We start from the raw sequence: 21652 nt of genomic DNA on the forward strand, positions 1-21652 counted from the left end.
GCAGACCACCGGGTTGATAGGCCAGAACTGGAAGCCCAGCAATGGGTGCAGGTGACTGGTACTAATAGGCCGAGGACTTACCACGAAGAAGCTACGCGTCCACTGTGCAGTATCTGAAACAACACACCGTGTCTCCACACGTGTGACAGTTTCACAGAGTTACGGCGGCCATAGCGGAGCGGGAAACGCCCGGACCCATTCCGAACCCGGAAGCTAAGCCCTCCAGCGCCGATGGTACTGCACCCGACAGGGTGTGGGAGAGTAGGACACCGCCGAACATTATTTTCCGAAAGGGGACCCATTCACGTGGGTCCCCTTTCGTGTTTCTTCAGCATTTTGCACCCAGCAGTGCCGACCGACGAAAGGCTCGCCCGTGTCCGACATTCCCACTCCGGACGGCCCGGCCGACGACGCACGCGGACGCGACGATCGCCCGCGACGCGACGACCGGTCGGGTGCCTCGCGCGACCGCCGCGGCGGTCACCAGGGTGCTCCCCGCCGCGGTGACGATGCGGGCAGCCAGGACCGGCGTCGACACACCGACCGCCGCGCGGGCGGACCCCTGCAGGGTGGCACCTCCGCGGGGCGGCCGGACCGTGGCGGCCGGCCCCAGAACGACCACCGCCGTCGTGGCGGCGAGGGTGCGTCCGGCCCGCGCGCCGGCCAGGGCCGCGGCGCGGACTCCCGCCCGGCGCGCGCACCCGAGCCCGACCTGCCCGACGACGTCGAGCCCAAGGATCTCGAGGGCGCGGTCCGTCGCGACCTTCTCAGCCTGGACAAGTCGAACGCGGAGACCGTCGCACGTCACCTCGTGATGACCAGCCGGCTGATCGCGGACGATCCCGCTGCCGCACTCGCCCATGCTCGGGCTGCGCGGGGCCGTGCCGGCCGGATCGCCGTCGTGCGAGAGACCGCCGGCATCGCCGCCTACCACGCCGGTGAATGGGCGGAAGCACTGTCCGAGCTGCGCGCCGCGCGACGCATGGCGGGCGGACCCGGACTGCTCTCGGTGATGGCGGACTGCGAACGCGGACTCGGTCGACCCGAGCGGGCGATCGAACTCGGTCGGAGCGACGAGGCTCGGTTGCTGACGGGGGAGGACGCGGCCGAACTGCGGATCGTCGTGGCCGGTGCCCGAATGGACATGGGTCAGTACGACCAGGCCGTGGTGACGCTGCAGACGGCGGACCTCGACGGCGACCGCACCGGGTCGGCGGCCGCGCGCTACTACTACGCGTACGCGGATGCACTGGTCGCCGCCGGCCGAGCCGAGGACGGACTGCAGTGGTTCCTGCGGGCCGCGGCGGCCGACACCGAGGGCGAGACCGACGCCGAGGACCGGGTCGACGAGCTGACCGGCCCGTGACCCGACTGACGGATCGTCACGACGCACTGCTGCTCGATCTCGACGGCACGCTCTACCGCGGGCCCGATCCCGTCGAGGGTGCCGTGGACGTGCTCCGTGACTGCTCGTCCTCGCTCTGGTACGTCACCAACAACGCGAGTCGGACGCCGGCGGCCGTGGCCGAGCACCTCCGGGATCTGGGGTTCCACGCTCCCGACGAGACCGTGGTGACGTCCTCCCAGGCCGCAGCCAGGTTGCTGGCCGACCTGGTGCCGGCGGGGTCGACGGTGCTGATCGTCGGAACCGACGCCCTCGCCGCCGAGGTGGAGGCGGCGGGACTGCGGACGACCCGGTCGGCCGAGCCGACGCCGGACGCCGTAGTACAGGGACATTCGCCGACGACCGCGTGGGCGGACATCGCCGAGGCGACGTACGCGGTCCGCGCCGGAGCGGTCTGGGTCGCCGCCAACGCCGACACCAGCCTCCCGACGCCGCGGGGATTGGGACCGGGTAACGGTGCGATGGTCGCGGCCGTCGCCGCGGCCACGGGCGCGACCCCGCGGGTCGCGGGCAAGCCGGAGGCGCCGTTGATGACGGACTCGCTCACGCGGTCCGGCGCGTCGTCCCCGCTCGTGGTGGGGGACCGCCTCGACACCGACATCGCCGGGGCCAACACCGTCGGTATCCCTTCGTTGCTCGTGCTGACGGGGGTGAGCACCGTCGACGACGTGCTGTGGGCCGAGCCCGCCCAGCGCCCCACGCATCTCGCGTCCTCGCTCGCCGTCCTGCTCGAGGACGAGTCGGCGTCGCTGATCGCCGCCACGGATCGGTGGTCGGTCGACCGCGACGGGACCGTCGTGCGCCTGGCCTCCGGCAGTGACCGCGCCGCGGAGTCGGGTGTCGAACCGACGTGGGCCGACGCCCTGCGGTCGATTCTGCCCGCGGTGTGGGCGATGGACGGAGTCGAGACGATCGAGGGCGTCGACGACGCCGCACGTGCCGTCGTCGAGGAGTGGTACGGCCGATCCTGACCGTCGCACCACGCCGCCGAGCCTGTCGGACCCATCCGCTAGCGTGGTCGGCGATGACGTCGTCCGTTCCCCTCCCCGGTCACCACCTGCCCTCCTCGCGCGGTGGTGCGGACGAGGCTGCGCCGGATCCAGAAGCGATTCGTGCCGCCGTGGGGGAGTTGCTCGCCGAGGCCGACCGTGCGGCACAGGTGCCCACCGGCGCCGGGACCGCGGACGTCCACGGCCTGGTCTCCCTCACCCGGCGCGCCCAGATCCTCGGCCGGGCGCACGACGTCCTCGTCGATGCACTGAGCTCGGTGGACAAGTCCTGATGGCCCGTCGTGCGCGGGTCGATGCGGAACTGGTTCGCCGGGGTCTGGCCCGATCGCGGGAGCATGCCTCGGAGTTGATCTCGGAGGGGCGAGTGCTGATCGCGGGGTCCGTGGCCACCAAGCCGGCCACGGCCGTCGAGCCGGGAACCGCGCTGCGGGTCGTCGAGGTCGCGGACGAGGTCTCCTGGGCGTCGCGGGGCGCGCACAAGCTGCTCGGCGCTCTCGCCGAGTTCGAACCACGGGGCCTGACCGTCACCGGGGCACGATGCCTCGATGCGGGGGCGTCGACCGGCGGTTTCACCGACGTGCTCCTGTCGAAGGGGGCGCGGGAGGTGGTGGCCGTCGACGTGGGCTACGGCCAGCTCGTCTGGCGGCTGCGCAGCGACGACCGCGTGATCGTGCACGACCGGACCAACGTCCGCACCGTCGATGCGGAGAGCATCGGCGGGCCCGTCGACCTGATCGTGGCCGATCTGTCGTTCATCTCGTTGTCACTGGTGCTCCCTGCCTTCGTCGCGTCGTTGGCACCGGGTGGCAGCATCGTGCCCATGGTGAAGCCGCAATTCGAGGTCGGCAAGGACCGCGTGGGTGCCGGCGGCGTCGTCCGCGATCCCGCGATGCGGGCCGCGGCCGTGGTCGACGTGGCGCGGGCCGCCGAGGCGGCGGGTCTGCGCACACGCGGAGTGGCCCCCAGCCCACTGCCGGGCCCGTCCGGGAACGTCGAGTACTTCCTCTGGTTGACCGCCGCGGGCGTCGAGCCGGACGCGGATCCCGCCCGCGAGCCCGAGCCGACGGTCGAGGACCTGGTCGCGGCGGCTGTTGCGAAGGGGCCCCAATGAGCGTTCTGCCGGGCTCCGAGACCGTCCCGGAGCGCACGGTGTTGCTGGTCGCCCACCCCGGGCGCCCCGACATCGAACAGACGGCCCGCCGCGCGGCCAAGGTCTTCCACGAGCACGGCATCGGCCTGCGGGTGCTGGTCGACGAGCACGACACGTCCCGGCTCGAGTCCACCTCGGGCGTGGACGCGCTGTCCGAACCGCACGCCGACGTGGCCGTGGTGGAGTTCGGTCCGGCCGCCGCCGTCGGGTGCGAGTTGGTGCTCGTCCTGGGCGGGGACGGCACGTTCCTGCGGGCGGCGGAACTGGCGCGCGGGGCGTCCATTCCGGTGCTCGGCATCAACCTGGGACGCATCGGCTTCCTCGCCGAGGCCGAGGCGGACGCGCTGGAGGAGACGCTCGACATCGTCGTGCGCCGCACCTACCGCATCGAGCCGCGCATGACGCTGGACATCTCGGTGCTGGTCGACGGTCGGGTCGTCGAGCGCGGCTGGGCGTTGAACGAGGCCAGCATCGAGAACGCGTCCCGCCTCGGGGTGCTCGAGGTGGTGCTCGAGGTCGACGACCGGCCGGTGTCCGCCTTCGGGTGCGACGGCGTTCTCCTCGCCACCCCCACGGGATCGACGGCGTACGCCTTCTCCGCGGGCGGACCGGTCGTGTGGCCCGAGCTGGACGCCATCCTCGTGATTCCGAGCAACGCGCACGCCCTGTTCGCCCGCCCGCTGGTCACCAGCCCCGAGTCGCACATCGCCGTCGAGATCTTCGACGGTGGCCGGGAGGCGCTGGTGTTCTGCGACGGCCGCCGCACCATGACGCTCCCGCCCGGTGCGCGCGTGGAGGTGGTCCGCGGGTCCGAGCCCATCAAATGGGTGCGGCTGGACTCCGCGCCGTTCGCCGATCGACTGGTCCACAAGTTCGCGCTGCCGGTCACCGGCTGGCGGGGGAGGGTGACGTAGCCGCGTGCTGTCCGAAATCAGAATCGACGGGCTGGGCGCCATCGCCGAGGCCACCGCGACGTTCTCGACGGGCCTGACGGTCCTCACCGGAGAGACGGGCGCGGGGAAGACGATGGTGGTCACCGGACTCCACCTGCTCTCCGGTGCGCGCGCCGACGCCGGTCGCGTGCGCGTGGGTGCGGACCGCGCCGTGGTCGAGGGCCGGTTCACCACCGACACCGTCGGCGACCCCGCGCGCACCGAGGTCGAGGCCCTGCTCGAATCCACCGGTGCGCGGCGGGACGACGACGACAGCATCATCGCCGTCCGCTCGGTGTCGACGGACGGTCGCTCGCGCGCCCACCTCGGCGGCCGCAGCGTCCCGGCCGGCGTGCTGTCGGAATTCACGGGGTCGCTGCTCACCGTCCACGGGCAGAACGACCAGTTGCGCCTGCAGCGCAGCGACCAGCAGCGCGCGGCTCTGGACCGGTTCGCCGGCGACGCGGTCACGGCCCTGCTCGCCGAGTACCGCACTCGGCGGCGCGACTGGCTCGCCGCCGTCGGCGAGCTGCGCGATCGCACCGAGCGAGCCCGCGAGATGGCTCGGGAGGCGGATCAGCTGACGTTCGCGTTGCAGGAGATCGACGCCGTCGCACCCGAGCCCGGCGAGGACGCGACGATCTCGGCCACCGTGCGTCGGCTGGGCGATCTCGACAGCCTGCGCGACGCGGCGGCGGGCGCCCGTGCCGCGCTCACGGGCGGCGACGACCCGGACGACGCGTCCGTCATGGCGCTGCTCGGGTCGGCCCGCGATCGCATCGAGTCGGCCGACGACCAGACGCTGCGAGCGCTGGCGCCGCGGGTGGCCGAAGCGATCGCCGTGGTCACGGACGTCGGGGCCGAACTCACGGCGTACCTCGACGACCTGCCGGCAGACCCGGAGTCACTGGACACCCTGCTCTCGCGCCAGGCCGAACTGAAGAACCTCACCCGCAAGTACGCCGCGGACGTCGACGGAGTGCTCGCGTGGGCGGCGGACGCCCGGGAGCGGCTGACCGGCCTCGACGTGTCGGCCGACGCACTCGCGGCGCTCGCGGACCGGGTGCGGACGGGCGCGGCGGCGACCGCGGCGGTGGCCGCCACACTGTCCGCGGCACGCACCAAGGCAGCCGGCCGATTGGCCAAGGCCGTCAGTGCGGAGCTGGCCGGACTCGCGATGGGCAAGGCCAAGCTCGAGGTCGAGGTGCGACCGCGCCCGGCGTCGCCGGACGACCGCGTCGCGCTCGAGGTGGGGGACACCACTCTGCACGCCGGGTCGTCGGGTGTCGACGACGTGGAGTTCCGGCTCGCGGCGCACAGCGGGGCGCAGTCGCTACCGCTGACCAAGAGCGCATCGGGCGGCGAACTGTCTCGCGTGATGCTCGCCCTCGAGGTGGTCCTCGCGCAGTCGGACGCCGGGTCGACCATGGTGTTCGACGAGGTCGACGCGGGTGTCGGCGGCCGCGCGGCCGTGGAGATCGGCAAGCGGCTGGCCCGTCTGGCCCGGACCCACCAGGTGATCGTGGTGACCCACCTGCCGCAGGTGGCGGCGTTCGCCGACACGCATCTGGTGGTGAACAAGACCGACAGCCGCAAGGGCGGGCCGGGCAGCGGGGTGCGGACGCTGAGCGAGTCCGATCGCGTGGTGGAGTTGGCGCGCATGTTGGCGGGGTTGGACGACACCGAGACCGGCCGGGCGCACGCGGAGGAACTGCTCGACACGGCCACCGCGGAACGGCGCGCCGCGGCGTCCTGACGTCGTGACGTGTCATGGGTGGGGATCACCCGCCGGTGTGACTCGTGTGAACGATGTGGTAGTTGATACGGCGCGCCTCCCTCATCCGCGCGCCGTCGTTCTCCATCATCGAACCCATGAAGATGCCGGCTCTGCTCTCGCGTAGCACCGACTCGCTTCCCGGAGTCACGGGAATCGCCCGCGTCGACCGCTCCACGGCCAAGTTGCTGCGCCGTGTCGGTCCCGGGGACGTCGTCGTTCTCGACGAACTCGACCTCGACCGCCTCACGGCCGACCAGCTGGTCCAGGCCGGGGTCACCGCCGTCGTGAACGCGTCGGCGTCCATCTCCGGTCGCTACCCCAACCTGGGACCCGAGGTCCTGGTGGCGGGCGGCGTCCTGCTGATCGACGAGGCCGGGCCCGAGGTCTTCAAGAAGATCAAGGACGGCGCGAAGGTGCGCCTGCACGAGGGCACCGTCTACGCGGGGGAGCGGGTGCTCGTCGAGGGCACCGAGCAGACCGAAGCCGACGTGTCCGACCGCATGATCGAGGCCAAGTCCGGTCTCATCGATCATCTGGAAGCGTTCTCGGGCAACACCATCGAGTTCATCCGGACCGAATCGCCGTTGCTGATCGACGGCGTCGGCGTGCCGGACGTGGACGTCGACATGCAGGGTCGTCACGTGGTGGTGGTGGCCGAGGGTCCCGATCACGTCGCCGACCTCAAGGCGCTGCGCCCGTTCGTCAAGGAGTACTCGCCGATCCTCATCGGCGTCGGTGCCGGCGCGGACACCCTCGCCGACGCGGGGTACCGCCCCGACCTCATCGTGGGTGATCCCGACGACGTCAGCAGCCGGACCCTCAAGTCCGGCGCCGAGGTGGTCCTGCCCGCCGACTCCGACGGCCACGCCTCGGGTCTCGAGCGGATCCAGGACCTCGGGATCGGGGCGATGACGTTCCCCGCGACCGGCACGGCGTCCGACCTCGCCCTGCTGCTGGCCGACCATCACGGCGCCTCGCTCATCGTCACCGTCGGGTGCTCGGCCTCGCTCGACGAGTTCTTCGACGCCGGCAAGCGCGCGAGCACCCCGTCGACCTTCATGACCCGCCTCAAGGTCGGGCCCAAGCTCGTCGACGCCAAGGCGATGGCGACGCTCTACCGCAGCCGTGTCTCGGGTGCCGCCGTCGCCCTGCTCGTCCTCGCGGCTCTGGTCGCCGTCATCGTCGCGCTGGTCGTCACCAACGGCAGCGGCGCCACCCTCGACTGGGCGATCGACACCTGGAACTCCTTCGCGCTGTGGGTTCAGGGGCTGCTTCGGTGATCTCGCTCCGCCAGCACACCGTCTCTCTCATCGCGGTCTTCCTGGCGCTGGCCGTCGGCGTGGTGCTCGGATCCGGGCTGCTGTCCGGCCGCGTCCTGTCCGGCCTGCGCGACGACCGCGACGATCTGCAGACCCGCGTCGACGATCTGGACCAGGCCAACAACGCCCTCGGTGAGCGCCTCAACGCCGCCGACGGGTTCGACGACGCCGTGGCGCCGCGCGTCGTCGCCGGCGCTCTCACGGACCGCTCGGTGGTCGTCGTGACGACCCCCGACGCCGACCCCGCCGACGTCGAGGGCGTCACTCGCCTCATCGGCGACGCAAGCGGCCGGGTCAGCGGTCGCGTCGGACTGACCGAGGCCTTCGTCTCCGCAGCGAGCGGCGACGATCTCCGGACCCGACTGACCAACGTCGTCCCGGCCGGCGCGCAGCTGCGCACGGGCGCGGTCGACCAGGGCAGCCTCGCCGGCGACCTGCTGGGCACCGTGCTGCTGCTCGATCCGGCGTCGGCGCAACCCCGGAGCACACCGGACGAACTCGCCCTCGCCCTCGACACGCTGCGGGGCGGCGGATTCCTGACGTACGACGACGGCGCGGTGGCGCCCGGGCAGCTCGCGGTGATCGTGACCGGAGCGGCGCAGGACCCGGGGGCGGACGGCAATCGCGGCGCGATCGTCGCGCGGTTCGCGGGCGCGCTCGACGGCCGGGGGGCCGGCGTCGTCCTCGCGGGCCGACCGGACGCGGCCACCGGCAGCGGTCCCATCGCCGTCGTGCGATCCGATTCCGCTCTCGCCGCGGGAACGAGCACCGTCGACGACGTCGATCGGGTGTCCGGGCGCATCACGACCGTGCTCGCGCTGCAGGATCAGCTCGGCGGTGGATCCGGGCGCTTCGGTACCGGTCCCGGTGCCACGGCAGTGACCGTCGGGGCGCCGACGCGGTAGACACGCGCCGTGGGTGACACCCGGACGGGTCCGAAGGTGTTACCGTGAAGTCCCGTGGGTCGGCCGGGTTCCGAACCACTCGACCTGTCGAATCGTGAACCGATTCGGCTTCGGCGTCGAGTCGCACCGTCACGGGAGTTTCTTTGCAGTCACGCATTCACACGCGGGCCGACATCAAGCACATTTTCGTCAGCGGCGGCGTCGCGTCGTCGCTCGGCAAAGGTCTCACGGCCTCGAGCCTGGGCCAGCTGCTCACCGCACGTGGCCTGCGCGTCACCATGCAGAAGCTCGACCCCTACCTCAACGTCGACCCCGGAACGATGAACCCGTTCCAGCACGGTGAGGTCTTCGTCACCGAGGACGGCGCCGAGACCGATCTGGACGTCGGGCACTACGAGCGCTTCCTCGACCGCGACCTCTCCGGGTACGCGAACGTCACCACCGGACAGGTCTACTCGACCGTGATCGCCAAGGAGCGGCGCGGCGAGTACCTGGGCGACACCGTCCAGGTCATTCCGCACATCACCGACGAGATCAAGGCGCGCATCCTCGCGATGCGCGGCCCGGACCTCCAGGGCCAGGCGCCGGACGTCGTCATCACCGAGATCGGTGGCACGGTCGGCGACATCGAGTCCCAGCCGTTCCTCGAGGCCGCCCGTCAGGTCCGCCACGACGTCGGCCGGGAGAACGTGTTCTTCCTGCACGTCTCGCTGGTGCCGTTCCTCGCGCCGTCCGGTGAGCTCAAGACCAAGCCCACGCAGCACTCGGTGGCCGCGCTCCGCAGCATCGGCATCCAGCCCGATGCGCTGATCCTGCGGTCCGACCGCGACGTGCCGGACGGCCTCAAGCGCAAGATCGCGCTCATGTGCGACGTCGACGTCGACGGCTGCATCTCCACGCCCGACGCCCCGTCCATCTACGACATCCCCAAGGTGCTGCACGGCGAGGGCCTCGACGCCTACGTCGTCCGCAAGCTCGGCCTGCCGTTCCGCGACGTCGACTGGTCGGTGTGGGGCACGTTGCTCGAGCGGGTGCACTCGCCGCGCGAGACCGTGCGCGTCGCCCTCGTCGGCAAGTACGTCGACCTGCCGGACGCCTACCTGTCGGTGACCGAGGCGCTGCGCGCCGGCGGCTTCGCCAACCGCGCCAAGGTCGAGCTGGTGTGGGTGCAGTCCGACGACTGCGACACCGCGGCCGGCGCCCGCCTCGCCCTCGCCGACATCGACGCCGTGGTCATCCCCGGCGGCTTCGGCATCCGCGGCATCGAGGGCAAGCTCGGCGCGATCACCCACGCCCGCACGCACCGGATCCCGACGCTCGGGCTCTGCCTGGGCCTGCAGTGCATGGTCATCGAGGCGGCCCGCTCCGTGGGACTCGACGACGCCAATTCCGCGGAGTTCGAGCCGGAGACGACGCAGCCGGTCATCTCGACGATGGCCGACCAGGAACAGGCCGTGGCCGGCGAGGCCGACCTCGGCGGCACCATGCGACTGGGTGCGTACCCCGCGACCCTGGCCAAGGGCTCCGTCGTGGCGCAGACCTACGGCAGCGAGTCGGTGTCCGAGCGTCACCGTCACCGCTACGAGGTCAACAACAGCTACCGCGATCGCATCGCGGCGTCCGGCCTGCGGTTCAGCGGCACCTCGCCCGACGGGCACCTCGTGGAGTTCGTCGAGCTGCCGAAGAAGACGCACCCGTTCTTCGTCGGCACGCAGGCGCACCCGGAGCTCAAGAGCCGGCCGACCCGTCCGCACCCGCTGTTCGCCGGGCTGATCGCCGCCGCACTGGCCTACAAGTCGGAGGAGCGCCTGCCCGTCGACGTGCACGGTGACGCGGCGCAGGCCGAGCCCGCGACGCCCGTCGAGGCCGCAGAGCCCACCGCGACCGCCGACTCGACCGAGAAGGCCTGAGGCGACATGGCGGAGCGACACGACTTCGAGGTGCTCGGCAGCGAGCTCGAGTACGAGGGGGCGATCCTCGCCCTGCGCCGGGACCGTGTCGCGATGCCGGGCGGCCGGACGGCCGAACGCGAGGTGATCGAGCACCACGGCGCCGTCGCCGTGGTGGCGATCGACGACGAGGACCGCATCGTCCTGATCGAGCAGTACCGGCATCCGCTCGGTCGCCGGCTGCTCGAGCTGCCGGCGGGATTGCTCGACCAGCCCGGAGAGGACCCGGTCGACGCGGTCGGGCGCGAGCTGACCGAGGAGACCGGGCTGGCGGCCACGTCGTTCTCGGTGCTGGTGGACGTCGCGGCGTCGCCCGGCTTCACCGACGAGACCGTCCGCATCTTCCTCGCCGAGGGTCTGTCGGAGGTCGATCGACCCGAGGCGCACGACGAGGAAGCGGACATCGAGCTGGTGCGCCTACCCGTCGAGGACGCCCTCGCCCGCGTGCTGTCCGGCGAGATCGTCAACGCGTCCGCGGTGGCCGGCATCCTCGCCGTCGCGGCGGTGCGCTCGCGGTCCGTGCCGATGCGGCCGGCCGATGCGCCGTGGCGTGATCGGCCCACGGCGTTCGAGCAGCGCCGCGCGCATGGCGGCTGACGGTCCCACCGAGGTGATCGAGGCCTACCTCGACCACCTGACGGTCGAGCGGGGCGCGGCGCGCAACACCGTGACGTCCTATCGGCGAGATCTGGTGCGCTACGCCGACTTCCTCGCGCAGCGGGGGCGGACGCGCCTGTCCGACGTCACCCGACACGACGTCGGCGACTTCGTCGAGGCCCTGCGCACCGGCACGGGGGACTACCCGCCGCTCGCATCCAGTTCGGCCGCCCGCGCGGTGATCGCCGTCCGCGGCGTCCACCGGTTCGCCCTGACCGAGGGCACCGTCGAGACGGACGTCGCCGCCGGGGTCAAGCCGCCCGCACCCGGCCGTCGGCTGCCGAAATCGCTGCCCGTGGACGAGGTGTTCGCCCTGCTCGACGCGGCCGCCGGGGAGTCGGCCGACACCCCCCGCGGCCTGCGCGACCGCGCACTGCTCGAACTGCTCTACTCCACCGGCGCCCGCATCTCCGAGGCGGTGGGCCTGGACGTCGACGACATCGACACCGAGTCGCGGTCGGTGATCCTGCGCGGCAAGGGCGGCAAGGAACGGGTGGTGCCGGTCGGCCGACCGGCGATGGCGGCCGTCGACGCGTACCTGGTGCGCGGGCGGCCCTCGCTGGTCTCCCGCAGTACTCCGGCGCTGCTGCTCAACGCGCGCGGCGGACGGCTGTCCCGGCAGAGTGCGTGGCAGGTGCTCCAGACCGCGGCCGAGCGCGCCGGCATCGGCTCGCGCGTGTCCCCCCACACCCTGCGCCATTCCTTCGCGACCCACCTGCTCGACGGCGGCGCGGACGTGCGCGTGGTGCAGGAACTGCTCGGTCACGCCTCGGTGACCACGACGCAGATCTACACCCTGGTGACGGTGACGACCCTGCGGGAAGTGTGGGCCGAGGCCCATCCCCGCGCTCGGTAGCGTGTCCGCGTCGGCGCCGCTCGGTCCACGCGGTAGCGTTCCGGTGTGACCGGTCCGTACGAGGCGAGGGGAGATGCGCGGGTGTCCACGGCACACGACGACGGCGCGTTGTTCCGGACGCGCGCCCCGGAGCCGGAGCCCGCCCACTCGGGTCCCGCGACCGAACTCGGCCCCACCGGCCGCGTCCCGCGCGCGATCCCCGAACCGGCCCCGCTCACCTCTCACGGCCCCGCCACGGTCATCGCCATGTGCAACCAGAAGGGCGGCGTCGGCAAGACCACGTCGACCATCAACCTCGGGGCGTCGTTGGCGGAGTTCGGCCGTCGGGTCCTGTTGGTCGACCTCGACCCGCAGGGCGCGCTGTCCGCGGGCCTCGGCGTGCCGCACCACGAACTCGAACTCACCGTGCACAACCTGCTGGTCGAGCCGCGCGTGTCGATCGACGACGTCCTCATGCGGACGCGCGTCGACGGCATGGACCTGCTGCCCAGCAACATCGACCTGTCCGCCGCGGAGATCCAGCTGGTCACCGAGGTCGGTCGTGAGCAGACGCTCGGCCGGGTCCTGCATCCCGTGCTGGACCGCTACGACTACGTCCTCATCGACTGCCAGCCGTCGCTCGGCCTGCTGACCGTCAACGCGCTCGCGTGCGCCGACTCGGTGCTGATCCCGATGGAGTGCGAGTACTTCAGCCTGCGCGGTCTCGCGCTGCTCAACGACACCGTGGACAAGGTGCGTGACCGACTCAATCCGCGGCTGACGCTCGAGGGCATCGTGGTGACCATGTTCGACGCGCGCACGCTGCATTCGCGCGAGGTCATGAACCGAGTCGTCGAGGTGTTCGGCGACGTGGTCTTCGACACCGTCATCACCCGCACCGTCCGCTTCCCGGAGACGTCGGTGGCCGGTGAGCCGATCACCACCTGGGCGCCCAAATCGTCGGGCGCGGAGGCGTACCGGTCCCTGGCCCGCGAAGTCATCCACCGAGACACCTCGCCGCGCGGGTGACGGCGCCCCCCGTCGAGCCTGCTGAGCCCGACACTGCACGGTCGTCGCGGCAGCGCTTCGAGGTCCGGCTGGACAACTTCGAGGGCCCGTTCGACCTGCTGCTGACGCTGATCGGGCAGCACCGCCTCGACGTCACCGAGGTGGCGCTGCACCGGGTCACCGACGAATTCATCGCGTACACACGGGAACTCGGCGCGGCGATGGAACTCGACCAGACCACCGAATTCCTGGTGGTCGCGGCGACTCTGCTGGATCTCAAGGCGGCCCGGTTGCTCCCGGCGGGAGACGTCGACGACGCCGAGGACCTCGCGCTGCTCGAGGTGCGGGACCTGCTGTTCGCTCGGTTGCTGCAGTATCGCGCGTACAAGCAGGTGGCCCAGCTGTTCGGCGAACTCGAGAGCGCGGCGCTGCGCCGCTATCCGCGGTCGGTGTCGCTCGAGGAGCAGTTCGACGGCCTGCTGCCGGAGGTGTTGCTCGGGGTGGACCCGGCGCGGTTCGCGGAGATCGCGGCCACGGCGTTCCGGCCCCGGGAGATCCCCACCGTCGGGCTCGGCCACCTGCACGAGGCGCCCGTCTCGGTGGCCGAGCACGCCGCGACCGTGCTCGCGATGCTGCGGGAGCGGGGCGAAGGCGCCTGGACCGAGTTCGCCGACCTGGTGGCCGACTGCACCGCGCCCGTCGAGATCGTCGTCCGCTTCCTGGCGCTGCTCGAGCTGTACCGGGAGAAGGCGGTCACCTTCGACCAGCCCGAGGCGTTGGGTGCGCTGCAGGTGCGGTGGACCGGCGACGACGACGATCTCGACACCACCCGCATGGAGGACTACGGATGACCGAGCCGGAGCACGACTCGACCGACGAGCCGCAGCCGGACGAGACGCTCACCGACGTCGAGCTGCGCGGCGCGCTGGAGTCGATCCTGCTGGTCGTGGACAGTCCCGCGACGGTCGATCAGCTGGTCTCCGCGACGGGGTGTGACCGAGCGCGCATCGAGGCGTTGCTCACCCGGATCGCCGCGGACTTCACGGCGCGGGGGAGCGGCATCGACCTGCGGTTCGTCGGCGACGGGTGGCGGTTCTACACCCGCACGGAGTACGCGCCGTACGTCGAGAGGCTCCTGCTCGACGGCGCCCGGTCCAAGCTCACGCGCGCGGCGTTGGAAACGCTCGCCGTCATCGCCTATCGTCAACCGGTTACCCGCGCACGGGTCGGTGCAGTGCGTGGGGTGAACGTGGACGGTGTGATGCGGACCCTGCTGGCCCGCGGACTGATCGCCGAGGCGGGACCCGATCCCGACTCCGGTGGGACGCAGTACGTCACCACGGACATGTTCCTCGAACGGTTGGGGTTGTCGTCGCTGGGCGATCTTCCCGAACTGGCACCGCTGCTGCCCGGCGTCGACATGATCGACGACATCAATGACAGCATGGACACCGACCCTCGGGTTCTGCGCGCACAGCGCCGAGCCGAGGCCGAGCCGAACCCGACGACCGAGTTCGGAACCGAGACAGACGAATAGGTAGACGCAGTGACTGACTCCGCTCGCCGTGACGGCACACCGGACCGGGACGACCATCCCGACGCGAACCCCGACACCACGACCGAACGCAAGAAGAAGCGCCCCAACAAGAAGGTGGCCGCCGCGGCGTACACGCGCCGGACCGAGACGCGCACCACCGGGGCGAAGTACCCCCGCAAGCCGAAGGCCGGCGCGCGCAAGCCGAAGCCCGAGAAGGCCACCCCGGCGACGCCGACGATTTCCAACGCCAAGCCCGCACGGCACCAGAACACCGACACCTCGCGTCGTCCGCACGTCGCACCCGAGGACGGCGTGCGGTTGCAGAAGGTGCTCGCGCAGGCCGGCGTCGCCTCCCGCCGCGCGGCCGAGGAACTCATCGAGCAGGGCCGCGTCGAGGTCGACGGCCGCATCGTCACCGAGCAGGGCGTGCGGGTCGACCCGGGCAGCGCCGTGGTGCGCGTCGACGGCATCCGCGTGGTGGTCAAGGCCGACCTGGTGCACATCGCGCTGAACAAGCCGCGCGGCTGGCAGTCCACGATGTCCGACGACCTCGGCCGTCCCTGCATCGGCGACATCGTCTCCGAGCGCGTTCAGGCCGGACAGCGTCTGTTCCACGTCGGCCGCCTCGACGCCGACACCGAGGGCCTTATCCTGCTGACCAACGACGGCGATCTCGCCCACCGACTCATGCACCCGTCGTTCGAGGTGTCGAAGACCTACCTCGCCACCGTTCACGGGGTGATGGAGCGCAGCATCGGCAAGCAGCTGCGCGCCGGGGTCGAGCTCGAGGACGGCCCCGCCAAGGTCGACGCCTTCACCATCCTCGACGTCAACGAGGGCCGCACGCTGGTCAAGGTGGTGCTGCACGAGGGCCGCAAGCACATCGTGCGCCGTCTGTTCGACGCGGTCGGTTTCCCCGTGCGGCGCCTGGTCCGCACCGACATCGGCGCCGTCGCCCTGGGCGATCAGCGGCCGGGCACGCTGCGCGTCCTCGGCCGTGGCGAGGTCGGCAGCCTCTACGGGGCGGTGGGGCTGTGAGCGCCGGTGGAGGCGAGCGTCTGATCGTCGCGATGGACGGCCCGTCGGGCACCGGCAAGTCGTCGGTGTCGCGGCTGCTCGCGTCGCGCCTGGGCGCGTCGTACCTCGACACCGGCGCGATGTACCGCGCGGCGACCGTGTGGGTGCTCTCGCAGAGCGTCGACACCACCGACGTCGACGCCGTGACCGCGGCCGTCGCGTCGCTGCCGCTCGAGATCGGGACCGACCCGACCGCCGAGCGGGTGGAGGTCGCGGGGGAGGACGTCACCGGGCCCATCCGCGGCGCCGAGGTGACCGCGGCGGTCTCCGCCGTGTCCGCCGTCCCGGCCGTGCGCGAGAAGCTCGTGGCGATGCAGCGCGACATCGCGATGCGCAGCGACCGCGTCGTCGTCGAAGGACGGGACATCGGCACCGTCGTCCTGCCCGACGCCGACCTCAAGATCTACCTGACCGCGTCCGCGGAGACTCGCGCCGCGCGACGCAACGACCAGAACGTGGCCGACGGCCGCGGCGACGACTACGCCGGCGTGCTCGCCGACGTCCAGCGTCGTGACCTCGCGGACTCCACGCGCGCCCTGTCGCCGCTGCGTCCCGCGGACGACGCCGTCACCGTCGACACGAGCGACCTGACCAAGGACGGCGTCATCGACGCGTTGCTGCGGCTGGTCCACGACCTGCAAGGAGCTCGATCATGAGCGACCACGATCTCACCGATGTCACCGAGGTCTTCGCCTCCGACGGCGTCTGGACCGACGAAACCGACTGGGACGAGCTCGATCTCGACGCTCCCGAGGGCGACGAGCCCGAGGTCGCCGTCCCCACCCTCGCCGTCGTCGGACGGCCGAACGTGGGCAAGTCGACCCTCGTCAACCGCATCATCGGCCGTCGTGAAGCGGTGGTGGAGGACGTCCCCGGCGTCACCCGCGACCGCGTCTCGTACGAGGCCAACTGGTCCGGCCGACGGTTCATGGTGCAGGACACCGGCGGCTGGGAGCCCGACGCGAAGGGCATGCAGCAGTCCGTCGCCCGGCAGGCCGAGCAGGCCATGCAGACCGCGGACGCCATCCTGTTGGTGGTCGATGCCGTCGTCGGTGCCACTGCCACCGACGAGGCGGTGGCCCGCGTGCTGCGTCGGTCCAAGACCCCGGTGATCCTGGTGGCCAACAAGGTCGACGACGAGCGGGTGGAGTCCGAGGCGGCGGCGTTGTGGTCGCTCGGGCTCGGCGAGCCGCGCACGGTCAGCGCCACGCACGGCCGCGGCACCGGCGACCTGCTCGATGACGTGCTCGAGGTGCTCCCGGAGACCCCGCGCGAGGGTACCGGCGTCGCCGGGCCGCGCCGAGTGGCGTTGGTGGGCAAGCCGAACGTCGGCAAGTCGTCCCTGCTGAACAAGCTGACCGGGGACGAGCGGTCCGTCGTCCACGACGTCGCCGGCACCACCGTCGACCCGGTGGACTCGCTGGTCGAGCTGGGCGGCAAGGTGTGGCGGTTCGTCGACACCGCCGGGCTGCGCAAGCGCGTCACCCACGCCAGCGGCGCCGAGTTCTACGCCTCGCTCCGCACCCGCGGCGCCATCGACGCTGCCGAGGTCGCGATCCTGCTGATCGACGCCTCCGAGGTCATCTCCGAACAGGACCTGCGGGTGCTGTCGATGGTCGCCGAGGCCGGTCGCGCCCTGGTCATCGCCTTCAACAAGTGGGACCTGGTCGACGAGGACCGGCGCCACCAGCTCGAGCGGGAGATCGATCGCGACCTCGCGCGTGTGCCGTGGGCGTCGCGCGTCAACGTCTCGGCGCGCACCGGTCGCGCCGTGCAGAAGTTGGTGCCCGCGCTCGAGACGGCGTTGGACTCGTGGGACAAGCGCATTCCCACCGGCCGTCTGAACTCCTGGCTGAAGGACGTCGTCGCCGCGACCCCGCCGCCCATGCGTGGCGGGCGTCTGCCGCGGGTGATGTTCGCGACGCAGGCCGGGACGCGCCCCCCGACCTTCGTGCTGTTCACCACGGGCTTCCTCGAGGCCGGCTACCGCCGGTTCCTCGAGCGTCGGTTGCGCGAGGAGTTCAACTTCGACGGCAGCCCCGTGCGCATCTCCGTCCGCATCCGGGAGAAGCGCGAGCGTCGGAAGTAGCTACCCGGGCGGGGTGACCGGAGGCCGCGAGGCGATTGGCTTCCGGCGCCGCGCCTGAGGTAGTGTTTCACCGTTCCCGAGAGGGGATGCACGGTCCGCTTCGTGTGGACCGCGGGCTGTGGCGCAGCTTGGTAGCGCACTTGACTGGGGGTCAAGTGGTCGCAGGTTCAAATCCTGTCAGCCCGACGCGAGAAGCGGCTCCGGACATCACGTCCGGAGCCGCTTTTCTCGTTCTCGGTGTCCTTCTCGGTGTCCTTCTCGAGGGCCTGTCCGAGAGGTCAGCCCCGGTACTGCTCCATCAGCGCGACGTAGCCGGCGGCGTTGAAGCCGATGGCCTCGCGCTCCTGCTCGGTGGTCTCCCGCCGCACCTTGCCGGGCACACCGGCCACCAACGAGTTCGGCGGAATCTGCGTGCCCTCGGTGACCAGGGCGCCGGCCGCGACGATGGAGCCGGTACCGATGCGGGCGCGGTTCATCACGGTGGAGCCCATGCCGATCAGCACGTCGTCCTCGACGGTGCAGCCGTGCAGCACGGCGTTGTGCCCGACGCTCACCCGCTTGCCGACGGTCAACGGCGCGCCGGGGTCCGCGTGCAGGGCGCACCCGTCCTGGATGTTGCTCTCCTCGTCGATGGAGATGGCCTCCGCGTCGGCGCGCACGACGGCGTTGAACCACACGGCCGTGCGGGCCGCGAGAGTGGCGCGGCCGATCACGGCGGCACCCGGAGCGAGCCACGCATCCTCGGCGACGGAGGGGCTGTGACCGGCGAAGGGATACGTCTGTTCCATTCGCCGACACTAACAACGGCCGCCGCGTTCCGACGCGCGCACGGTGTTCACGGAACCGCCATCGGACTGTCGGAGCGATGGTGAATACTCCATCCGTGACGAGTACACCTTTCCCTGTCGCATCCCGAGCAGCATCTTCTTCCACGACGCTCGGGGCGACACCGGCGGCCGAGACCCTCCCGGCGCCGGACGACCACGCCGTGATCGGATTCCTGCAGCGCTGGTACGCCTACGGTGGCGGGCGGTCCGAGGACATCCTGGTCGAGTTCGGTCTGTCGACCACCCAGTTCTTCACGCGCGCCAAGGATCTCCTCGAGAGCAAGGCGGTGCGCGTCGATCCCGCCGTGGCCGACGCCATGCTGACCGTCTGCCGCAAGCGTCTCTGGCTCGGGCAGTAGCGACGCGGCCTACGCTCGACGCATGATGCCGCGCACCGAGGGGCTGCACCACGTCACCGCCATCGCCGACGATCCGCAGACCAACGTCGACTTCTACGTCACGGTCCTGGGACTGCGCCTGGTGAAGCGGACGGTGAACTTCGACGATCCGTCCACCTACCACCTCTATTACGGCGACTCGTCCGGGACGCCCGGCACGCTGATGACGTTCTTCCCGTGGCAGAAGGTGCCGACGGGGCGAATCGGTGTGGGCCAGTCGACCGCCACGGCGTTCTCGATTCCGCAGGCCTCGCTCGGATGGTGGCGCGACCATCTCACCGCGCTCGGCGTGGACGCGGCCATCACCGGCACCTCGGACGAGGAGCGTCTCGAGCTCCGCGATCCGGACGGGTTGCGGCTCGAACTGGTCGCGTCGAGCGTGGTCGATCCGCGGAATCCGTGGGATTCCGCCTCGGTGCCGGGGGAGCACGCGATCCGCGGTCAGCACTCCTCGGTGCTGACGGTCGGGGACGGCGAGCGCACCGTCGCGACGCTCGTCGAGGACCTCGGCATGCGGGTCGAGTCCGAACTGCCGGATCGCACCCGACTGCGGGCCGGCCCCGGCGGCCCCGGCCACCTCGTCGACGTGGTCGCCGACTCCCGCGGCGAGCCGGGGGTGGTGGCCGGGGGCACCGTGCACCACATCGCGTTCCGGGTGCCCGATCACGCCACCCAGGAACTGTGGCGCGAGTACCTGGTCGATCGCGGCCACCACGTCACGAAAATTCTCGACCGGCAGTACTTCACGTCGATCTACTTCCGGGAACCCGGTGGTGTTCTGCTCGAAGTGGCCACGGACACACCGGGATTCGACGTGGACGAGCCGCTGCTCGAGCTCGGCCGCGCGCTGAAGCTGCCGCCGTGGCTCGAGCCCGACCGCGAGGACATCGAGCGGTCGGTGCGGCTCGTCACCGTGCCGGAGGGACGCGATCCCGCCTAGCTCAGGTGGTGCACTTCCTGCAGCCCGTAGACGGGGGTGTCGATGCCCTCGTACCGCGCCTTGAGCTGGAGCCCGAGGTACAGCGAGTAGTGGCGCGACTGGTGCAGGTTGCCGCCGTGGAACCAGAGGTTCTCCTGCTGGGTCGGCTTCCACATGTTGCGCTGCTCGCCCTCCCAGGGACCGGGGTCCTTGGTGGTGTCCGAGCCGAGGCCCCACACCTTGCCCACCTTGTCGGCGGTCTCCTGGTCGACCAGATCGGCGACCCAGCCGTTCATCGAGCCGTAGCCGGTGGCGTAGACCACCAGATCGGCCTCGAGCTCGGTGCCGTCCGCGAGCACCACGGCGGTCTCGGTCAGGTGGTCGACCTGGCCGTTCACGAGCTTGATGGACCCGTCGGCGACGAGCTCGGAGGCGCCGACGTCGATGTAGTAACCGGATCCGCGGCGGAGGTACTTCATGAACAGCCCCGAGCCGTCGTCACCGAAGTCCTGCTGGAAGCCGGCGGCGGCGAGGCGGTCGTAGAAGTCCTTGTCCTTCTCCGCGATCTGCTGGTACACGGGGATCTGGAACTCGTGCATGATCCGGTACGGCAGTGAGGCGAACGTGAGATCGGCCTTCTGCGTAGTGGTTCCGCTCTGCACGGCCCGCTCGGAGTAGAGGTCGCCCAGCGCGATCTCGCACAGCGAGTCGGACTTGACGATGTGCGTGGACGAGCGCTGCAGCATGGTGACGTCGGCACCCGTCTCGTACAGGGCCTTGCAGATGTCGTGGGCCGAGTTGTTGGAGCCGACCACCACGACCTTCTTGCCGACGTAGGCGTCGGGCCCGGGGTGCTGCGACGAGTGGTGCTGCTCGCCGCGGAAGACGTCCATACCGGGGAAGTTCGGGATGTTCGCCTTCCCCGACATCCCCGTCGCCATGACGAGGTGCTTCGGGGTGAGCGTCACCTTCTCGCCGTCCCGATCGACGACGACGGTCCACTGCTTCGTCTCCTCGTCGAAGGTGGCGGACTCGGCGGTGGTCCTGGTCCAGTAGGGGACCTCCATCACCTTGGTGTACATCTCCAGCCAGTCGCCGATCTTGTCCTTCGGGGCGAAGACGGGCCAGTTGTCCGGGAAGGGCAGGTAGGGGAGGTGGTCGTACCAGACCGGATCGTGCAGGCACAGCGACTTGTAGCGGCCGCGCCACTGGTCGCCGGGCCGGTCGTTCCGGTCGACGACGATGGCCGGCACGCCCATCTGGCGCAGCCGCGCGCCGAGGGCGATACCGCCCTGACCGCCACCGACGATCAGCACGTACGGCTGCACGGAGTAGCCGAGTTCCTTCTCCTCGAGCTCGCGTCGTTCCGCCCAGGTCTTGGTCTCCTTGTTCGACCCGTGCACGGCGCCCATCGGACGACGGTGTCCGCGGGGCTCCTCGTGACCCTTGAGTTCCTGCATCGTCGTCAGCAGCGTCCACGCCTCGAGGTCACCGTCGGCGTTCTCCCGCAGACGCAGGTGGCCCGACCCGCGGGCCGTGGCCGTCTCGAACGCGATCCAGGCGGAGTACACGCCGTCGGCCTCGTCCGGGGTCTCGGTGGTGTGGAACCCGCGCGGGTCGACGTCGTCGAGGCGAGCCCCGAGCATGTCGGCGATCTGCTCGCGGCCTTCGACGGTCTTGATGTTCCAGGTGAACGTCACCAGGTCGCGCCAGAAGCTGGTCGTGGCGAACAGGGCCGCGACGCCCTCGACGTCGCGGGCGGCCAGGGCGCGGTCGAAATCCGCCAGCCAGGCGTCGACCCGCTGCTGCGGCGACCGGTCGGTGGTGGTGGGCGGTTCGAGAGTCTGAGTCATGGGTA

At 71.1% G+C, this 21652-nt stretch carries 21 protein-coding genes, 1 tRNA gene and 2 rRNA genes; 22 read left to right on the top strand and 2 right to left on the bottom strand.

Annotated features, from left to right (window positions below):
* From HQ603_RS04400 to HQ603_RS04495, 20 genes are all read left to right on the top strand, one after another.
* Nucleotides 1-85 (top strand): 23S ribosomal RNA (locus HQ603_RS04400); the annotation flags it as partial.
* 75 nt (nt 86-160) lie between these two features.
* Nucleotides 161-278: ribosomal RNA gene (gene rrf, locus HQ603_RS04405) — 5S ribosomal RNA — on the top strand.
* Nucleotides 279-373: 95 nt separating this feature from the next.
* A complete protein-coding gene (locus HQ603_RS04410) occupies nt 374-1366 on the top strand; it encodes a hypothetical protein (RefSeq protein ID WP_308126362.1) in 993 nt (330 codons plus the stop codon).
* Nucleotides 1363-2376, top strand: a complete 1014-nt coding sequence (locus tag HQ603_RS04415) for an HAD-IIA family hydrolase (protein ID WP_222683324.1) — start codon at nt 1363-1365, stop codon at nt 2374-2376. The genes HQ603_RS04410 and HQ603_RS04415 overlap by 4 nt, the downstream gene beginning before the upstream one ends.
* Before the next feature lie 53 nt (nt 2377-2429).
* Entirely contained in the window at nt 2430-2687 is a 258-nt protein-coding gene (locus HQ603_RS04420; RefSeq protein ID WP_222683325.1) for a hypothetical protein, read from the top strand.
* Entirely contained in the window at nt 2687-3526 is an 840-nt protein-coding gene (locus tag HQ603_RS04425) for a TlyA family RNA methyltransferase (protein WP_222683327.1), read from the top strand. Before HQ603_RS04420 ends, HQ603_RS04425 begins: the two co-directional genes overlap by 1 nt.
* Nucleotides 3523-4479, top strand: coding sequence for an NAD kinase (locus tag HQ603_RS04430; protein WP_222683334.1), 957 nt, complete (start codon nt 3523-3525; stop codon nt 4477-4479). Before HQ603_RS04425 ends, HQ603_RS04430 begins: the two co-directional genes overlap by 4 nt.
* Nucleotides 4480-4483: 4 nt before the next feature.
* Nucleotides 4484-6253 (top strand): DNA repair protein RecN, encoded by a 1770-nt coding sequence (gene recN, locus HQ603_RS04435; RefSeq protein ID WP_222683336.1) that lies wholly within the window; start codon nt 4484-4486, stop codon nt 6251-6253.
* Between the two features lie 116 nt (nt 6254-6369).
* Complete coding sequence (gene steA / locus HQ603_RS04440) at nt 6370-7554, top strand: putative cytokinetic ring protein SteA (protein WP_222683698.1); 1185 nt, start codon at nt 6370-6372, stop codon at nt 7552-7554.
* Entirely contained in the window at nt 7551-8498 is a 948-nt protein-coding gene (locus tag HQ603_RS04445) for a copper transporter (protein ID WP_222683338.1), read from the top strand. Before steA ends, HQ603_RS04445 begins: the two co-directional genes overlap by 4 nt.
* A 143-nt stretch (nt 8499-8641) precedes the next feature.
* Nucleotides 8642-10408, top strand: a complete 1767-nt coding sequence (locus HQ603_RS04450; RefSeq protein WP_222683339.1) for a CTP synthase — start codon at nt 8642-8644, stop codon at nt 10406-10408.
* Between the two features lie 6 nt (nt 10409-10414).
* A complete protein-coding gene (locus HQ603_RS04455) occupies nt 10415-11044 on the top strand; it encodes an NUDIX domain-containing protein (RefSeq protein ID WP_222683341.1) in 630 nt (209 codons plus the stop codon).
* Nucleotides 11034-11960, top strand: coding sequence for a site-specific tyrosine recombinase XerD (xerD, locus tag HQ603_RS04460; RefSeq protein WP_261773387.1), 927 nt, complete (start codon nt 11034-11036; stop codon nt 11958-11960). The genes HQ603_RS04455 and xerD overlap by 11 nt, the downstream gene beginning before the upstream one ends.
* Nucleotides 11961-12068: 108 nt before the next feature.
* Nucleotides 12069-12968, top strand: coding sequence for a ParA family protein (locus HQ603_RS04465; RefSeq protein WP_261773403.1), 900 nt, complete (start codon nt 12069-12071; stop codon nt 12966-12968).
* Nucleotides 12965-13798, top strand: coding sequence for a segregation and condensation protein A (locus HQ603_RS04470; protein WP_222683346.1), 834 nt, complete (start codon nt 12965-12967; stop codon nt 13796-13798). The genes HQ603_RS04465 and HQ603_RS04470 overlap by 4 nt, the downstream gene beginning before the upstream one ends.
* Complete coding sequence (gene scpB / locus HQ603_RS04475) at nt 13795-14484, top strand: SMC-Scp complex subunit ScpB (RefSeq protein ID WP_222683347.1); 690 nt, start codon at nt 13795-13797, stop codon at nt 14482-14484. The genes HQ603_RS04470 and scpB overlap by 4 nt, the downstream gene beginning before the upstream one ends.
* 9 nt (nt 14485-14493) lie before the next feature.
* Complete coding sequence (locus HQ603_RS04480) at nt 14494-15522, top strand: pseudouridine synthase (RefSeq protein ID WP_308126363.1); 1029 nt, start codon at nt 14494-14496, stop codon at nt 15520-15522.
* Nucleotides 15523-15554: 32 nt separating this feature from the next.
* Nucleotides 15555-16217, top strand: coding sequence for a (d)CMP kinase (cmk, locus tag HQ603_RS04485; protein ID WP_222683700.1), 663 nt, complete (start codon nt 15555-15557; stop codon nt 16215-16217).
* On the top strand, nt 16214-17650 hold the full coding sequence (der, locus tag HQ603_RS04490; RefSeq protein WP_068147885.1) for a ribosome biogenesis GTPase Der: 1437 nt from the start codon (nt 16214-16216) through the stop codon (nt 17648-17650). The genes cmk and der overlap by 4 nt, the downstream gene beginning before the upstream one ends.
* Before the next feature lie 112 nt (nt 17651-17762).
* Nucleotides 17763-17836 (top strand) — tRNA-Pro (locus HQ603_RS04495).
* A gap of 92 nt (nt 17837-17928) precedes the next feature.
* On the opposite strand, the gene HQ603_RS04500 is transcribed toward HQ603_RS04495, so the two are convergent.
* Nucleotides 17929-18438: a gamma carbonic anhydrase family protein gene (locus HQ603_RS04500; protein ID WP_222678717.1), complete on the bottom strand. Its 510-nt coding sequence runs from the start codon at nt 18436-18438 to the stop codon at nt 17929-17931.
* Between the two features lie 200 nt (nt 18439-18638).
* On the opposite strand from HQ603_RS04500, the gene HQ603_RS19090 reads away from it, so the two are divergent.
* Together HQ603_RS19090 and HQ603_RS04510 are read left to right on the top strand one after the other, a co-directional pair.
* Nucleotides 18639-18836, top strand: coding sequence for a DUF3263 domain-containing protein (locus HQ603_RS19090; RefSeq protein WP_222683349.1), 198 nt, complete (start codon nt 18639-18641; stop codon nt 18834-18836).
* A gap of 22 nt (nt 18837-18858) precedes the next feature.
* A complete protein-coding gene (locus HQ603_RS04510; protein ID WP_222683351.1) occupies nt 18859-19815 on the top strand; it encodes a ring-cleaving dioxygenase in 957 nt (318 codons plus the stop codon).
* On the opposite strand, the gene HQ603_RS04515 is transcribed toward HQ603_RS04510, so the two are convergent.
* Complete coding sequence (locus HQ603_RS04515) at nt 19812-21647, bottom strand: NAD(P)/FAD-dependent oxidoreductase (RefSeq protein WP_222683352.1); 1836 nt, start codon at nt 21645-21647, stop codon at nt 19812-19814. The two genes, HQ603_RS04510 and HQ603_RS04515, sit on opposite strands and share 4 nt — an antisense overlap.
* Nucleotides 21648-21652 lie beyond the last annotated feature (5 nt).

Source organism: Rhodococcoides corynebacterioides (genome assembly GCF_019834675.1).
In the GTDB taxonomy this organism is placed as follows: Bacteria; Actinomycetota; Actinomycetes; order Mycobacteriales; family Mycobacteriaceae; genus Rhodococcoides; species Rhodococcoides corynebacterioides_A.

What these genes read in the sequence shown, in the direction of transcription:
- HQ603_RS04420 (WP_222683325.1), top strand. Translation starts at nt 2,430, where the DNA reads ATGACGTCGTCCGTTCCCCTCCCCGGTCACCACCTGCCCTCCTCGCGC.
- HQ603_RS04425 (WP_222683327.1), top strand. Translation starts at nt 2,687, where the DNA reads ATGGCCCGTCGTGCGCGGGTCGATGCGGAACTGGTTCGCCGGGGTCTG.
- HQ603_RS04430 (WP_222683334.1), top strand. Translation starts at nt 3,523, where the DNA reads ATGAGCGTTCTGCCGGGCTCCGAGACCGTCCCGGAGCGCACGGTGTTG.
- steA (WP_222683698.1), top strand. Translation starts at nt 6,370, where the DNA reads ATGAAGATGCCGGCTCTGCTCTCGCGTAGCACCGACTCGCTTCCCGGA.
- HQ603_RS04455 (WP_222683341.1), top strand. Translation starts at nt 10,415, where the DNA reads ATGGCGGAGCGACACGACTTCGAGGTGCTCGGCAGCGAGCTCGAGTAC.
- xerD (WP_261773387.1), top strand. Translation starts at nt 11,034, where the DNA reads ATGGCGGCTGACGGTCCCACCGAGGTGATCGAGGCCTACCTCGACCAC.
- scpB (WP_222683347.1), top strand. Translation starts at nt 13,795, where the DNA reads ATGACCGAGCCGGAGCACGACTCGACCGACGAGCCGCAGCCGGACGAG.
- cmk (WP_222683700.1), top strand. Translation starts at nt 15,555, where the DNA reads ATGGACGGCCCGTCGGGCACCGGCAAGTCGTCGGTGTCGCGGCTGCTC.
- der (WP_068147885.1), top strand. Translation starts at nt 16,214, where the DNA reads ATGAGCGACCACGATCTCACCGATGTCACCGAGGTCTTCGCCTCCGAC.
- HQ603_RS04500 (WP_222678717.1), bottom strand. Translation starts at nt 18,438, where the DNA reads ATGGAACAGACGTATCCCTTCGCCGGTCACAGCCCCTCCGTCGCCGAG.
- HQ603_RS04510 (WP_222683351.1), top strand. Translation starts at nt 18,859, where the DNA reads ATGATGCCGCGCACCGAGGGGCTGCACCACGTCACCGCCATCGCCGAC.
- HQ603_RS04515 (WP_222683352.1), bottom strand. Translation starts at nt 21,647, where the DNA reads ATGACTCAGACTCTCGAACCGCCCACCACCACCGACCGGTCGCCGCAG.